The following is a 15,010-nucleotide window of genomic DNA, read 5'->3' as shown; positions in this document are numbered from 1 at the left end:
TCTTTGTTAACTAACTATCGTTTTATTGGGATTTCTATCCAGAACTCACAGCCATTAGCAGGTTCAGAAACACATTTGATATTACCGCCGTGTTTTTCTACAATAATTTGGTAACTAATAGATAACCCTAAGCCAGTACCTTGTCCAGGTTGTTTGGTGGTAAAGAAAGGTTCAAAAATGCGCGATCGCACAATTTCAGGAATGCCACAACCATTGTCAGCAATGCAAATCAGAACAGCATTTCCTTCTATAACTTCTGTACGTATCCAAATTTTAGGATTGCCAATTATTTTTCCACTAGTTGCTGAGTTCTCCAGTGCATCGATCGCATTGTTGAGAATATTCATAAATACCTGATTCATCTGGGCTGCATAGCAGACTACCGGGGGCAATTCACCATATTCTTTAACTACCTCAATCGCAAAAGAATTAGTTTCTGGTTGCAGTCGATGTTGTAAAATTAGCAAAGTACTGTCGATACCTTCATGAAGGTCAACGGGCTTCATTCCTGCTTCGTCAAGTCGAGAAAAACTTCGTAACGACAAGACTAATTGAGAGATCCGCTCTGCACCCATCTTCATTGAAGTCAGAATTTTGGGCAAGTCATCACTAATAAAATCTAAATCTAGTGCTGCTACTTGCTTCTGAATTTCTCCTATTGCTTTAGGATACTGTTTCTGATAAAGGCGCAGTAATTTAAATAAATTTTCGGTATGTTCAGTAACATAAGTGATATTCCCATAAATGAAACTAATCGGGTTATTAATTTCATGTGCTACACCAGCAACTAACTGCCCTAAACCTGCCATTTTTTCACTTTGAATTAACTGACTCTGAGTGTGCTGTAATTCCTTCAAAGTCTGTGTCAGCTCTTCTTTTTGACATTGAGTTTGTTCTAGTAATTCCGCTTGCTGAAGTCCTACGCCCAACTGAGTACCAATTTGCATCAACAAATCTACTTCATCTTCTTGCCAATCACGGGGTTTGATATTTTGATAAGCTGCTAGTAATCCCCAAAGTTTCTCACCCTGAAAAATCGGCACAATCATATATGCCCTAGCCTCCATGAGTTCAATCAGGGCAATATAAGGAATAGAATCATCGGTGCTATAAATATCTTTAATAACAAGAGTTTTACCATTAGCAAAATCCCCACCTTGGGTTTCTTGCAAGTAATTACTTGCATCGGCGTAGCCCGCACTTCGACTTGGCTCAGTGACCATCGTAGACATTGCAGGTACAATTTCCTTTACTGGTGTCCAACCTTCGGCTAAAGACTCAGCAACAAATTTGCCACTCCAATCAGTCCCAAATCGATAGATTGTCACTCGGTCAACTTCCAATAGCCGTCGGACTTCTTCTGTACTGGTTGCAAAAATGGTGTCAATATCAAGAGAGTGGCGGATTTTCTCCACTGTTGCAGCTAAGGCCTTCTGTCTTTCGGCTGCTTTGCGTTCTCGCTCGGCGGCTTGAGCCAGTTTTTGGGCTTGCACCTGCATTTGTGTTAAGGATTCAGCTTGCTGTAATGCTACCCCCAATTGAACGCCAACTTGGGCTAGTAAGTTGATTTCTTCATCTTGCCAATAACGGGGCTGGGAGTTTTGATAAGCTACTAGCAATCCCCACAGCTTTTCACCCTGAGAAATTGGTACAAAAACTTCATTACGTGCATACTTACCCGCTTGTTTTCCTTGCACAAGAACGCCTTCTGTCACAGACTGCGGCTTAACCATTGGTGTCCAGCCATCAACGATGGAATCAGCCACAAATTCTCCACTCCAATCAGGATAGAAGCGATAAATTGCGACTCGTTCCACTTCTAATAACCGACGAACTTCTTGAGTAGTGGTTTTAAATATGGCTTCAATTTCAAGAGACTGACGAATTTTTTCTACTGTGTGCGCCAACGCTCTTTGCCTTTCAGCAGCTTTGCTGATATCTGCTGCTTGAATCTGCATTTGTTGGATAAATTCCGCTTGCTGCAAAGCCACACCTAGTTGGGTGCCAACTTGGGTAAGCAAGTAAACCTCATCTTTTTGCCAATCACGGATTCCAGCATTTTGGTATGCTGCTAGCAAGCCCCAGAGCTTTTGACCGTGGTAAATAGCAACGATCGCATAAGCTCTTGCTTGATATATCTCTAAAATTTTAATGTAGCAATCACTAAAGCCTGAATTGTAAATATCATTACAAATTCGGTACACTTCACACTGAGTGAAGTTTCCACCCTCTGTATCTTGTAAATAGGTATCAGCGACTGGAGGTTTAGCTAAATCTTTGGCACTACATTCGCTGACGTTCTCTTTCAATTCTGGCCGTTGCGACTGTTGATCTATGAGGGAAACCCAACCCTCTGCCACTGATTCAAACACGAATTCACCACTCCAATCGGGATTGAAGCGATAGATAGCCACGCGATCGGCATTTAGCAGCTGCCTAAGTTCTGCGGTGGTTGTGTGGAAAATGATTTCCAAGTCTAAGGACTGGCGAATTTTCTCAATGGTGATAGCTATAGTTTTCTGCCATTGGGCCGCTTTTTCTCTAGCTTTTGCTTGTGCTAGTTCTGCTGATTGTAGTTTGACTTGTTCCAGGAAATCTGCTTGCTGTAAAGCAACTCCTAGATGTTCGGCAATTAATTGCACAAACTCAATTTCTGATACTTCCCATTGTCGAGGATTACTACACTGATGAATACACAACAATCCCCATAAATCTTTACCTTTGATCAAGGGGGCAATTATACTGGCACGTACTTGGAATTTTTCCAGAATCTGGATATAGCAATCACTGGCATTTACTTGATAAATATCAGTTATTGCTCTAATTCGACCTTGCTGATAAAGTTCTGCGAACTCCTCACTAAAACAGTGGTCGCGCAGTTTGGCTGCTAATGCCGAATCCCATTCGGTTGCCACATCTTCATAGATAAATTCTCCTTCCCATGCCAAATCAGGATAAAAACGAAACACGCTAACCCGATCGCTTTTCAGAAGTTGGCGGACTTCAGTGACTGTAATTTTGAAGATAGTTTCTATGTCTAGAGACTCCCGAATACGGGCAATAACTCCAGATAAGGCTTTTTGTTGCTCATTCTGATGTAAAGAGCATGTTACATCTGAATGAGATTCTTGCCGTTCTGAATTTGGTTGTATGGGTTGAGTAGTAGAGGAGTTTTCCATTCCCAGTGGGACTTTAAATATTGAAAGTCTTCTATTTAATGATTCCCGTTGCGATCGCAAAGGTAACAGTTATTTCCTGGGAATGTCATAAAAACAATGTAGGGACACGATTGTATCGCGTCCCTACAAAAAGATTTTCAATTACCAGAAAACTATCGCCGCTTGGGAGTGGCGCTGCGGGTGGTGCGTTTTTCTTCATCTCGGCGACGGCGATCGCGCCAATCTGCCAGGGTTAAATAACCAATACCACCAGTGACTACTACGAGCAGCACTACAGCAAATAAAGCCAAAATACTCAAGAATGGACTTTCCACAATGCCTCTATAGTCCGTTACGTCCCCACACTACCATTGCAATTGACCAAGTAAACACAACTAACAACGCTACCCAACCTAGTGTCAAAATCTCCATAGTCCTACTTTTCAAATAATTACAAAAGGTTTCTAATACTTATCATACAGGGATTGGGCAGGCTGAGATTTTTTTATCAATCAGATTGTAACTTTTGCGTGTGATGTTTACGACAAGGTACGTTTACACAAAAAAGACACCAACTTTTCTTGATACGTTAGTACTTTAAGCAACGATAAACACGAATGTAAAAAAGTAGCGATCGCGCTTTCTGACTTGATACTTTTGGGAATACTAGGGCTATGGGTACATATTTCCAATCCAGCAGCCCCTAATATCATGCCGACATTTTTTAACTATCCTTTCCACTCCAACGGTTTTATTCCCCACGGACATTGTTATCTCTGGCAAACTGGATTAGTCTGGCTGCACATTATTTCTGATGCCACGATCGCTCTAGCCTATTATTCTATTCCCTTCCTACTGATTTCTTTTATTTACAAGCGTAAAGACGTTCCTTTTAATGGCGTCTTTTTGTTATTTGGTGCTTTTATCATTGCTTGTGGTACTGGACACTTGATGGATATTTGGACGCTTTGGCATCCAAATTATTGGGTTGCAGGTAGTTTAAAAGCTCTAACTGCAATTATTTCAATATATACGGCATTTGCGTTATTTTATCTCATGCCTCAAGCTTTGACACTACCCAGCCCTTCTCAATTAGAAGTTATTAATCGAGCGCTTTCAACTGAAATTGTCGAGCGCAAGCGCATCGAGAAAGAACTACGCCTTGCAGAAGAAGTCGCTCAAAACTCCAGCCAAGCCAAGAGTGAATTTCTCGCCAATATGAGTCATGAACTACGCACACCTCTTAACGGGATTTTGGGCTATACACAAATACTTCAACGCACAGAATCTTTGAGTCAGAAAGGACGTAAAGGAGTCAGCATCATTTATCAATGTGGTTCTCATCTTTTAACCTTAATTAATGATGTTCTGGATCTCTCCAAAATAGAAGCCCGGAAACTAGAATTGTATTCTGTTGATTTCTACTTACCTGCCTTTATAGATAGCGTGACTGAAATTTCCCGCATCCGGGCAGAACAAAAGGTCATCGCATTTCACGTCCAACTCGATCCTGATTTGCCAACGGGCATTCATACTGATGAAAAACGCTTGCGGCAAGTGCTGATTAACTTACTTAGTAATGCAATTAAATTTACTAATCAAGGCAGCGTCACTTTCAAAGTTAAGGTCATTAATCAACAATTAAACACTAATGGACATACTAACTACAAAATTCGTTTTGAGGTAATAGATACTGGTGCGGGGATAATCCCTGAACAAGCGCAGAAAATCTTCCAACCCTTTGAACAAGTAGGAAATCAAAAACGACAATCTGAAGGTACAGGCTTGGGATTAGCAATCAGCCAAAACATTGTTTTGTTGATGGGTGGTCAAATTCAAGTACAAAGTGAATTGGGCAAAGGTAGTACTTTCTGGTTTGAGGCAGAATTTCCAGAATCTAAAGACTGGGCAAAGGTTTCTAGAGTGATTGAACAAGGAACTATTATTGGTTATCAAGGACAAAACCGCACCATTTTGATTGCGGATGACAAATGGGAAAATCGATCGGTAATTGTAAATTTACTAGAGCCAGTTGGGTTTATTGTTGTAGAAGCTAGTCAGGGTCAGGAAGCATGGGAAAAGGCTCTAGCCCACAAACCAGACTTGATTATTACTGACTTAGTGATGCCTATATTGAATGGATTTGAGTTGATCGATCGCTTGCGTCAGTCTGAGCAATTTAAAGAGATTGCTGTCATCGCTTCCTCAGCTAGTGTGTTTGCAGCCGACCAGTACAAGAGTATTGATGTAGGTGCAAATGCATTTCTACCAAAACCTGTAGAAGCTGAAACGCTACTGGAAATGCTACGACAGTTTTTGCAACTGGAATGGATTTTTGACGTGAAGGTAGATGAAATCAAAAAAACCAATATAGATGCTTTGGAGCGACCAAATGAGATAATTTATCCTGCCAAAGAGGTTTTGCAAGATTTACTCGAACTAACGCAAGACGGTGATATTCAAAAAGTTTTGCAACTGGCCGAGGAACTGTCTAAATCTGATGAGCATTTAAGCATTTTTGCCCAGCAAATTATCCAGCTTGCTAGTAATTTCCAACTCAAACGTTTGGAAACTTTTCTTGTAAGTATTCAGGAGTCAGAATAAATGAGACGAACTGTAAAAGCATTTCAAGACTAGTTAATAACTAGCTATGCTAATTCCATTCTGAATTCTGAATTCTGGTTTCTGAATTTTTTAATTCAACAATATATCAATTAATTTGAGTCAAATTTAAATTGTTAATTCATCATGCTTAAAACCTCAGATACCGGATTTATTTTGATTGTGGATGATAATCCCACAAATTTATCTCTCCTGTGTGAAGCACTTAATAGTGAGGGTTTTCGTTTTCGGGTTGCAGTTGATGGAGAAAGTGCGATCGCCCAAGCCGAACGCAATCAACCAGAGTTGATTTTGCTGGATGTACAAATGCCAGGTATTGACGGATTTGAAACTTGTCGCCGCATGAAAGCCAATCCTGTTACCCAAAACATTCCGATTATTTTCACTACTGCTTTAGCGGATACAGAGAGCAAAACGAAGGGATTTTCCCTTGGCGCAGTTGACTATATCCCGAAACCATTTGCCCAAGAAGAAGTGATTGCCAGAGTACGCGTACATTTACAACTCAAACAATTGACTGAATCTTTGGAACAAAAAGTTAGCGATCGCACCAGGGCTTTGCAAAAAGCCCAAGTCCAACTAGTACAGCAAGAGAAACTATCAACACTCGGAGAGTTAATCGCTGGTATTGGCCATGAAATCAATAACCCTATCAACTTTATTTCCAGCAATATTCCACCCTTGCAAGAATATATTACAGCAGTAACCGAGTTGCTTCTACTATATGAACAAGAGTATCCAAACCCAACAGCCAAAATTACCAAAACTATTGAGAACTTGGATCTAAACTTTGTTCTCGAAGATATGGGAAAAATCTTGAACTCACTCCACATAGGAAGCGAACGAATTCGCAACCTTTCTAGTTCACTCCGCAGTTTCTGTCGCTCGGATAGCGATGCCAAAATATCTGCTGATTTACATCAAGGAATAGATAGTACCCTAATGATTTTGCAACACCGTCTCAATGCTAATAGCGATCGTCCCCGCATTGAAGTAATTAAAACTTATGGAGAATTACCACAGGTTAAGTGTTATCTAGGGCAGATGAATCAAGTATTTATGAACATTCTCGCAAATGCAATTGATGCCCTTGATGAAGCTATAATGGAAGGCAAAATCAGCAATCTAATTCCTCAGATTAAAATTACCACAGAAATAGATTCTGAACAATTGGTTATAATTCGGATTGCTGACAATGGGATTGGTATTCCTGAACGGTTGAAAAAACGTTTGTTTGAGCCGTTATTTACGACAAAAACTGTAGGCAAAGGTACTGGACTTGGCTTGTCGATCGCATATCAAATTATTGTAGAAAAACACAACGGTATATTAGACGTGAATTCTCAACCTGGCATGGGAACCGAATTTATCATCAAAATTCCTACTTGAGAGCGGTATTTAATTAATGACAAAGCTGCTCAAGCATTTATCATACTGGAGAGTAAGGAAAAATTTCCCTAATATCCAATCCCTTATTTATATATGGAGTGAACTCAATTTTAGATCCTCAATTAATGACAGAACGCATAGAATCCCTTAAGAGTGGAATCATTGGGGGATTATCTGTGTGTTTGGCTTTTGCAATCGCTAGTCTGTTGAATACTTTCGTACTGGCAAAGTATTTTCAGACACTTGTATGTCTGCAAAGCGATCTTAACTGGCGCTTGTTGGTGAGTGGTGCAGTTGCAACTTTTACTGGTTTCCTATTTGGTGTCACCTACCGCTATATCATCCGCTGCGATCGAAATCCTCAACTCAAAGCTGGTGGCGTGTTAGCTTTTGGCTTGGTACGCGGATTAACTCAGATAGAATTTGGGTGGAATCACAGCACAATTTGGCCTTTTTTGGTGTTAGCGGCAGAAAGTTTGTTATGGTTTGCGCTGGCTGCGATCGTTCTTGATCTCGCTATTCAATTCCTTTGGGTTAAACCTTTTTCATCAATCTAAATTTCTGTAGTCTTACAGCTACCTGTAAGCCTCTACAGGAGGTTGTGGTTCAAATAAATCAAAAAAGCTGTGAGCGTTACATTTTTGTAGTATAATTGTTACAATAGAATTACAAAAACCACATTCCGCAGGTGATTTGAAAATCTGGCTATTTTCCATAACCAAGATAGAGCAATGCTTTGAGGCATTTAACATTTATTCTGCATTCTGCGATCGCAACTGAGTTGAGCGTCAAAATGAAGCTTATTGATACTATTGTCAATAAACTTAGCATGTTTGACCTGAAATACTTCTATAACCCCCTATAGATAATAAAAAGCCTGAAGTGTTTGTACAAGTTGAGTTTTAGCCATTTTGTAAAAATTCGGATTTTGGCAAAAATACCTGCGGAGAGCAAAATTTTGAGTATATTTACTCATGCGGAATATGGGACAAAAGCAAGTGATTTTTTAAAAATATGTATAAATAATTACTAATTTAAATTACCTTTACTCTATTTACATAATATGAATAATAAAAGATCCCATTATTATCTGATAGTCGATTTGGAAGCTACGTGCTGTAACAGTAAAACTATTCCCCGTCACGAAATGGAAATTATCGAAATCGGTGCAGTGATGCTCAATCGAGCAACGTGGGAAATTGATTCAGAGTTTCAGCAATTTATCCAACCGGTGAGACATCCGCAACTGACAGGTTTTTGCACCGAATTGACTAGTATTCGGCAGCAAGATGTTGACGAAGCACCCAAGTTTTTAGAGGCAATTTCTCGTTTCAAAGAATGGATTGATTTGTTTCCCAACTATATTTTTTGTTCTTGGGGTAATTACGACAAAAACCAATTTATTCAAGATTGCGCGTTTCATAATTTTCCTTATCCTTTTACTTCAGAACATATAAATATCAAAGAGGAATTTTCTAAATATCTTGGTGTATCTAAAAAATTTGGCATGGCACAAGCTCTCAATGAGTTGGGGATAGAATTAAAAGGCACGCACCACCGTGGCATTGATGATGCCCGCAATATTGCAGCTATTTACAGACAGATGAAAAACAAAAAAAACTAAGCTTAAGCTAAAACGCTCTAACTCGAATGGCACGCTTGTAAAGCCCAAAGACTTATTGTATCCTCGTTCCCAGCCTCCAGGCTCTTAAACAGTTGGGGCAAGGGCTGTATCTTAACAAGCGTGCCATTTTGCTCTAACTCTTTGTTAAATCCCTTTATGTAAAATAATTACGAATGACGGATTTTTAAAGTTCGGTGTTTGTTACCGACTATCCATAGTAGAACAATTAGCAATACAAGCGCTTTGATCGTTGATGGCTCCACTACCTTCTTCACTTGCGTGGGGGTTTGAGGAGTAACATTACACGGAATCTCAACGATTTGTGTGTGATTAGAACCATTACCACTAGGAGTCAGATCGCATTCGCCTTTATTGGTGAGAGACAAAGGTACATTTTCTGGAGAAACAGGTGTAGGTGGTTGAGGAGATAGAGAAATAGGTGGTTGAGATGAAGAAACAGGTGGTTGAGCTGACGAACTATCGCCACTCAGTAGTAGAAGCAGAATTAAACCAAGACCCCCAACGCCAATTATTGGCCAAAGTGGAAAGGAATTAGAACTGTCTGGTACCAAGACATCTCCCGTAGAGCCAGGGAAAGCATCAAAAGCTATTGTTTCTCCATCCAAAGCTAGTGGATTGTCACTTAGCAAAGTATCTCCTGCGATATCTTCTCCTAAAAGCTGATTAAATTCCGCTGGAATCGCATTGTTGGGGCGTCCTAGTTCCCCACCTTCTTCAGAGTATGGAAAGGATAGTACTTCAAAAATCTTCTGTTGGAGTTGGTTCTGATCTCCAGAATTCAACGCATCCAAGCCTGTAGAGATTCTATTTAAATAAAAATTTGTCATCTCTGGCGAAAGACCTAGAGACTGAATCTGCTCTTGAATATTAGAAATTTTTGAGGCCTCTTCAAAAAGCAGTCGTCCGTATGACAATTTCAGGTCTAGTAATCCATTACGAAGGCTAACCGAGTCATTGACTCCTGAGTATGGTGCCCAGTAGAACTGCTTGGTTACAAGTCCGAGTCCTTCTACTGGATTGCGACCAAAAGATTGTCCAAGAAGGTATTGAGATCCATCCATGATTGCGGGAGATGCATTTCTCCAAAATGAGGCGTAAGGCACCGCAGAGAGATTGGGATTATTGCCGTAGAAGCTAGCGAAATTCTGGAAGTTTTTTTCCCCACCGGCTGCTCGGATCAGAAGGTTTTGATAACTAGTCCCATTGTTTAACTCCACTAATCGTTGGATTACCGATCCAGTTTTATTGCAGGTCAGACCAAATCCCACATCACATCCAGGAATGACTCGCATTTGGCTCAAATTCTGGTTATTAAGTTGGTACTGGAGATACTCAGACTCCAATCCTTGTTGGATGCCATAGCGTCCAACATTTAGCTGTGCAAAAGCAGACTGACATGTAGTGAGGACTACTGCAACAGATGAAAATGCGATCGCTGCAAAGCGAACTACTTTCGGCATCGCAATTCTTTGAACAATTGATCTAGACAAGATGCACCTCCACTAAACGACAGCTATTTAATTAGGGATTGGGCATGGGAAAGAGGACTTGGGGACAAGGGGAAAGATTTGTTGTAAGTTCTAAACTTTTGTCCCCTTGTTCCCTTATCTCCCCTGCCCCTCGGTCACTGAGCGTTGGTCATTGAGTTTCGACTGCGCTCAACTACCGCGTAGCCGAAATGAGTCGTTCGCGCAGCGTCTCGTAGAGAAGTGCTGCTCCCCTGCTCACTGCCCTACTTCCTCAATTCAACTCTTAGGTAAATAAATGTTGATCGTGATTCCCGTACCTTTAAGGTTTCCTGATGAGAGTGTGTGATATAAGACCATCGCCCGGTTTGGTTGGTCAAAAAGATACCCACGACGTGTAGGTTTGATCTTCCCTTCTTTGACCAAGGAAACGAAGGCTTGTAGATATCTACGTATACCTTGACGGTTCTCTTTAGTAGTATTCGTATGATGCTCAATCAGCATCATAAAGAAGTCCAAGCTACGATTTTCCTGACCTTGAATTAGACTGCCTTCATCTAGGAAAGAACTTGCTATGAGCCTGCTATTAACTTGTTTGACCTTAAATAAAGTAAAATAACGTCCCTCTTTTTTAGGATCGTTGGCATAACAGACCCAGGAACCCTCTTTATTTTGTGTAAAACCCTGTTCAGCAAGGTAAGAAAGCAAAGAATTACTTGTTTTAATTTGTGGTGGAGGTAATAAATCTTCAATGGGATCTAAAGAGCAAATCCTCTGTGTTGTTTTTTGTGGATAAACAGCAGGAGTCTGTTGGGTATTGACGCGAAAGGGCTGTGTTGTTTTCTGTGGATAAACAGCAGGAGTCTGTTGGGTATTGACGCGAAAGGGCTTGTCATCAGACATTGCCATGCTAGACATTGCAGCCAACGCAGATAATTGGAGAACGATCGCTCCAAACAAACGAACTATGATATTCATGTTTTTCCTGTTACTCTTAGTGACTTTGTGAATAATCGAATTTTTACTAGATCGATCTCGATCTAGCAGTCCTAAATTATTTGTTAAATTTAAGTGTTTGCCTGATTTGATCGAGGGTAGCTTAAGTTTTCACTAATCAAATAGGACTTTTATATATAGGTAACTAAGCACAAAGAGAATCAATATCTAAATAAAACACACAATGTTAATGTCTTGTTGACAAGACAAATTAAGCTTTTTGATATTTTTACATATACAAAAAACTCTTGACATTGCGTCAAAACTTTTCTATTTACTCTTGTCTAATTTTTTGCCATCTTAAGAAGGTTTTATGCCTTTCTCGCTGGCTATGATGATTCCTAAAAAAGAGCTTTAGTTAGCTCTTTAGTACCTTATATAAGCAGAGTTTAAAAAGCTCTGTGCTTTGCACGTTAGGGCTTTTGTTGATTTCCTGGGTAGGTTGAATAATTTTTTGTTTTTTGCAGGTAGCGCACCTAACTAGCTCTTTCAGCATGGTTACAAATTGATGTATAAATAATATCTCCCTGACAGTAAAATAATATTACCATGAGCTTAAGACATGCAACAGTATTGTGGACAGTTGTCAAAGTTGTACACTATGAATCGCAACTACCTCTTCATTAAATCTCATCGCAAATAGGTGAGAGGCAAGCTTAATCTATATTACACACTACTAGTATGAAATTATTAAATAATCGCAGTGTGTAAACTGATATTGTCATGTATTAAATAGAACTTTGTCTAAAGAAAATACGTATAAGAAATAGATTGCGATCGCTAACCCAAGTGTTTAATTACCCTACTAGGCGATGTTTATGATGGTCTACGCCTATGCACCAAACAAAGTTAAGTTAGATTAAAAGTATAAAATTTGCGATTTAGCACGCTATTGCTGTTGTTGCTACAGACCCTTATAAGCCTGTAAGGCAGATATTTACGACTTCTCTAATACCAATTAAAAAAAATGTTTGCGACAGATAGGGCATCTAAAATAAAATCATAGCCTCAACATTATCAACCTGAATAATGTTGAGGCTATCAGCATAACAAGCGGCAAATTCTGTCAATAATTGTTGATAAATAGAACTTACGCATTGACAGGTAAGACAAAAAGTGCGTAAGTTCTAAAATAGTTAATTCAATTTAATTTATTACAAAGCACTGCGGCTAGTTAACGCATTCCACAAGAAGACTGCAACAATCGCACCCAGAACTGCTACTGCAATACCGGGAATACTCAAAGAGGGAGCAGCTAGAGCAAAGCTTCCTGTACTAAAGAATACACCCAAACTACCACCAATAAAAGCACCAACGATCCCTAATAAAATTGTTGCTAAAATTCCGCCGCCTTGATGACCTGGGTAGATAGCCTTTGCGATCGCACCAGCAATTAGACCTAAAACAATCCAAGCAAGAATATTCATTGTTTTTATTTGATAAACGTTTTTTAGTGACAAATACACAATAGCAATCCAAATATTGACATTCAATCTATCAACAGAAGCAATGATCGATAGCCTTGAGGATGAACGCTATTACTTCTGGTGATGAACTCTCTTAATTGAAATGGATAATAAAAAAGCTCCTAGTTGGTATAAAACCAGGAACTAATAAATTTATTGCTTGATAATTGCAGTATATACCTTTTTAATGATTTTTCTCATCTACTTGAAGAATTAAGCTCAGGTTTGAGGGCAGCTACTTTTGTAGGAACTTGTAGAATTCTAGCGTCATTCTAAATTCTGACTGCTGACTCCTGAATTCTGTTTGATAAGAAAACCAACTGCTTTACCAATTTATCGTTCTTGCATTTCTCGCTGACGCATCGGCATAGCGTCAATTTGCTCAAAAATTGCTGTCGGTTGCACTGGTGTAGATTCTTGGCGCTTAACACCACCATCTTTGCCGATCAAAATCACGCGAAAATTTTCTTTATTAACCCCAAAGCGATTTCGCAAATTGGCAGCAGAAGACTCATCTATTAACTGTCCGTTGGCATAGCTTTTATCTGTTGCCAAAACTTGAACAAGAACTAAATCTCGATCTTTAAAATCGTTTTGTTGCTGGTTAAATAACTGCATCTGTTGCTGATAGTTATGGTTATCAACAGATGGTGCAAAAAGTAGCAGCACTCGATTTTGCCATTTTTGGGAACTGAGGTTAAATGAAGACATTTTGATCGTATGGGTTGAACCTTGGACAGTACCGGCAATACTAACAGGCGATAGGGCTATAGATGCGGCGATCGTCAGAGCGATTAATACTGAGTTATTCACTTCGGGGCTTGTTAGGCTCATAATGACAATGACACGAACGAGGTTTGATGAAATGTCAAAAGCTTTTCCAGACTCTTCTCAACTACAACAGTGGCATCAAGGTATTGAAATGGCTAACCGCAATAACATTTTCTGTCATTGTCGTAGTTGCAGCCATGAATGGGTGGACTCTGTGATGGATGCAGTTTGTAGTAAATGCGGCAGCAAAGATATTGAACATATCTCGTGCTGGCAGTTTCCAGATGATTGAATTAGTATTCAAAGATATAGCCGATAAAATAGCGATGTCTACGACGGGCTGCGCCTACGCTACTTTTGACATTTCCTCTGAAAATTCTGGATGATTACTTTGTTAAGCTGCGGTAATATTTGCTTGTGCATCGAAAGCGGAATTTGAAAAAATACTCCATTTCAGATAGATTAACGGTTAACAGTACTCATGTCAGGATAGCGATCGCCAGCTGCGACATTTTTTGGTGCAACTGTTTCCAGTCGATGCAACTCTTGTTCAGTCAGGGTAATTTCGGTAGCTGCAATATTCTCCTCCAAGTAATTACGGCGTTTTGTACCAGGGATTGGGACAATATCTTCTCCTTGAGCAAGTAGCCATGCTAAAGCAAGCTGACTAGAAGTTACTCCTTTTTCGCTGGCGATCGCTTTAACTTGCTCTACTAATTGCAGGTTTTTATAAAAATTCTCACCTTGAAAGCGAGGAGAATTTCTTCGATAGTCATCAGGTGCAAGATCGTCAGGACTAGCGATCGCACCTGATAAAAATCCTCTTCCTAATGGGCTATAGGGAACAAACCCAATTCCTAATTCTCGCACGGTAGGTAAAATTTCATCCTCTGGCTCTCGACTCCAAAGAGAGTATTCTGTTTGCAGTGCAGTAATCGGGTGAACTGCTACAGCCCGTCGAATCGTCGCCGGAGCAGCTTCCGAAAGCCCCAAATAACGAACTTTTCCCAGCTTGACTAACTCTGCCATTGCCCCGACAGTATCTTCAATGGGGACAGTTGCATCTACTCGATGTTGATAATAGAGGTCAATTACTTCCACTCCCAGACGTTTTAACGAGGCATCGCAAGCTTGATGGACATATTCTGGTCTGCCATCAACCCCTTTAAAGCCACCATCTTCAGTACGGACATTACCAAATTTAGTTGCTAAAACTACTCGATCGCGGCGATCTTTAATTGCTCTGCCTACTAGTTGCTCGTTGGTAAACGGCCCATACATATCAGCAGTATCAAGAAAATTCACTCCGAGTTCTAATGCCCGATGAATTGTAGCGATCGCCTCAATTTCATCCCGACCGCTATAGAACTCAGACATTCCCATGCAACCAAGTCCGATAGTTGAAACTTCTAAGCCTTGTTTCCCTAACTTTCTGGTTCTCATAAAAGAATTTCCTACTCAGTAATTGGTCTTAGAATATTACCCTTTTCAGCATTA

General features: G+C 40.0%; 13 protein-coding genes. 5 read left to right on the top strand and 8 right to left on the bottom strand.

The window, feature by feature from the left end; translation table 11 throughout:
- Positions 1–14: 14 nt before the first annotated feature.
- The 3 genes from NSTCB13_RS15340 to petN all read right to left on the bottom strand — a co-directional run bounded on the left by NSTCB13_RS15340 (position 15) and on the right by petN (position 3,590).
- The gene (locus NSTCB13_RS15340) at positions 15–3,179 is read right to left on the bottom strand and encodes a GAF domain-containing sensor histidine kinase (RefSeq protein ID WP_448272865.1); all 3,165 of its coding nucleotides are present in this window, start codon (positions 3,177–3,179) and stop codon (positions 15–17) included.
- A 152-nt stretch (positions 3,180–3,331) separates the two neighbouring features.
- The gene (locus NSTCB13_RS15335) at positions 3,332–3,493 is read right to left on the bottom strand and encodes a hypothetical protein (RefSeq protein ID WP_094350864.1); all 162 of its coding nucleotides are present in this window, start codon (positions 3,491–3,493) and stop codon (positions 3,332–3,334) included.
- A gap of 7 nt (positions 3,494–3,500) precedes the next feature.
- On the bottom strand, positions 3,501–3,590 hold the full coding sequence (gene petN / locus NSTCB13_RS15330; protein WP_017322509.1) for a cytochrome b6-f complex subunit PetN: 90 nt from the start codon (positions 3,588–3,590) through the stop codon (positions 3,501–3,503).
- A gap of 279 nt (positions 3,591–3,869) precedes the next feature.
- Here petN and NSTCB13_RS15325 point away from each other — a divergent pair, with 279 nt between their 5' ends.
- The 4 genes from NSTCB13_RS15325 (at position 3,870) to NSTCB13_RS15310 (ending at position 8,793) form a co-directional block, all read left to right on the top strand.
- Complete coding sequence (locus NSTCB13_RS15325) at positions 3,870–5,762, top strand: ATP-binding protein (RefSeq protein ID WP_448265394.1); 1,893 nt, start codon at positions 3,870–3,872, stop codon at positions 5,760–5,762.
- Between the two features lie 144 nt (positions 5,763–5,906).
- Positions 5,907–7,169 (top strand): sensor histidine kinase, encoded by a 1,263-nt coding sequence (locus tag NSTCB13_RS15320; RefSeq protein WP_448265393.1) that lies wholly within the window; start codon positions 5,907–5,909, stop codon positions 7,167–7,169.
- A 125-nt stretch (positions 7,170–7,294) separates the two neighbouring features.
- Positions 7,295–7,726, top strand: a complete 432-nt coding sequence (locus NSTCB13_RS15315; RefSeq protein ID WP_448265392.1) for a hypothetical protein — start codon at positions 7,295–7,297, stop codon at positions 7,724–7,726.
- Between the two features lie 506 nt (positions 7,727–8,232).
- Positions 8,233–8,793, top strand: a complete 561-nt coding sequence (locus tag NSTCB13_RS15310) for an exonuclease domain-containing protein (protein WP_448265391.1) — start codon at positions 8,233–8,235, stop codon at positions 8,791–8,793.
- A gap of 167 nt (positions 8,794–8,960) precedes the next feature.
- Here NSTCB13_RS15310 and NSTCB13_RS15305 read toward each other — a convergent pair whose 3' ends face one another.
- The 4 genes from NSTCB13_RS15305 to NSTCB13_RS15290 form a co-directional block, all read right to left on the bottom strand.
- Positions 8,961–10,304 (bottom strand): hypothetical protein, encoded by a 1,344-nt coding sequence (locus tag NSTCB13_RS15305; protein ID WP_448265390.1) that lies wholly within the window; start codon positions 10,302–10,304, stop codon positions 8,961–8,963.
- Between the two features lie 255 nt (positions 10,305–10,559).
- Complete coding sequence (locus NSTCB13_RS15300) at positions 10,560–11,258, bottom strand: hypothetical protein (protein ID WP_445627834.1); 699 nt, start codon at positions 11,256–11,258, stop codon at positions 10,560–10,562.
- 1,172 nt (positions 11,259–12,430) lie between these two features.
- Entirely contained in the window at positions 12,431–12,703 is a 273-nt protein-coding gene (locus tag NSTCB13_RS15295; protein ID WP_104909288.1) for a GlsB/YeaQ/YmgE family stress response membrane protein, read from the bottom strand.
- A gap of 372 nt (positions 12,704–13,075) precedes the next feature.
- Positions 13,076–13,576, bottom strand: a complete 501-nt coding sequence (locus NSTCB13_RS15290) for a DUF4174 domain-containing protein (RefSeq protein ID WP_445627835.1) — start codon at positions 13,574–13,576, stop codon at positions 13,076–13,078.
- 31 nt (positions 13,577–13,607) lie between these two features.
- Between NSTCB13_RS15290 and NSTCB13_RS15285 the strand changes: the two genes are divergently transcribed.
- On the top strand, positions 13,608–13,805 hold the full coding sequence (locus NSTCB13_RS15285; RefSeq protein ID WP_448265389.1) for a hypothetical protein: 198 nt from the start codon (positions 13,608–13,610) through the stop codon (positions 13,803–13,805).
- 170 nt (positions 13,806–13,975) lie between these two features.
- Here the strand turns inward: NSTCB13_RS15285 and NSTCB13_RS15280 are convergent, their stop codons facing one another.
- Positions 13,976–14,956 (bottom strand): aldo/keto reductase, encoded by a 981-nt coding sequence (locus NSTCB13_RS15280; protein ID WP_448272864.1) that lies wholly within the window; start codon positions 14,954–14,956, stop codon positions 13,976–13,978.
- Positions 14,957–15,010 lie beyond the last annotated feature (54 nt).

The sequence above is a fragment of the Nostoc sp. DSM 114160 genome (assembly GCF_053470305.1).
The sequence above is the reverse complement of the archived record's forward strand: the minus strand, read 5'-3'. Positions and strand labels throughout refer to the sequence as shown.

Excerpts from the sequence above, each read along its gene's own strand:
- NSTCB13_RS15340 (WP_448272865.1), bottom strand. The coding sequence starts at position 3,179 with ATGGAAAACTCCTCTACTACTCAACCCATACAACCAAATTCAGAACGG.
- petN (WP_017322509.1), bottom strand. The coding sequence starts at position 3,590 with ATGGAGATTTTGACACTAGGTTGGGTAGCGTTGTTAGTTGTGTTTACT.
- NSTCB13_RS15325 (WP_448265394.1), top strand. The coding sequence starts at position 3,870 with ATGCCGACATTTTTTAACTATCCTTTCCACTCCAACGGTTTTATTCCC.
- NSTCB13_RS15320 (WP_448265393.1), top strand. The coding sequence starts at position 5,907 with ATGCTTAAAACCTCAGATACCGGATTTATTTTGATTGTGGATGATAAT.
- NSTCB13_RS15315 (WP_448265392.1), top strand. The coding sequence starts at position 7,295 with ATGACAGAACGCATAGAATCCCTTAAGAGTGGAATCATTGGGGGATTA.
- NSTCB13_RS15310 (WP_448265391.1), top strand. The coding sequence starts at position 8,233 with ATGAATAATAAAAGATCCCATTATTATCTGATAGTCGATTTGGAAGCT.
- NSTCB13_RS15300 (WP_445627834.1), bottom strand. The coding sequence starts at position 11,258 with ATGAATATCATAGTTCGTTTGTTTGGAGCGATCGTTCTCCAATTATCT.
- NSTCB13_RS15295 (WP_104909288.1), bottom strand. The coding sequence starts at position 12,703 with ATGAATATTCTTGCTTGGATTGTTTTAGGTCTAATTGCTGGTGCGATC.
- NSTCB13_RS15290 (WP_445627835.1), bottom strand. The coding sequence starts at position 13,576 with ATGAGCCTAACAAGCCCCGAAGTGAATAACTCAGTATTAATCGCTCTG.
- NSTCB13_RS15285 (WP_448265389.1), top strand. The coding sequence starts at position 13,608 with ATGTCAAAAGCTTTTCCAGACTCTTCTCAACTACAACAGTGGCATCAA.
- NSTCB13_RS15280 (WP_448272864.1), bottom strand. The coding sequence starts at position 14,956 with ATGAGAACCAGAAAGTTAGGGAAACAAGGCTTAGAAGTTTCAACTATC.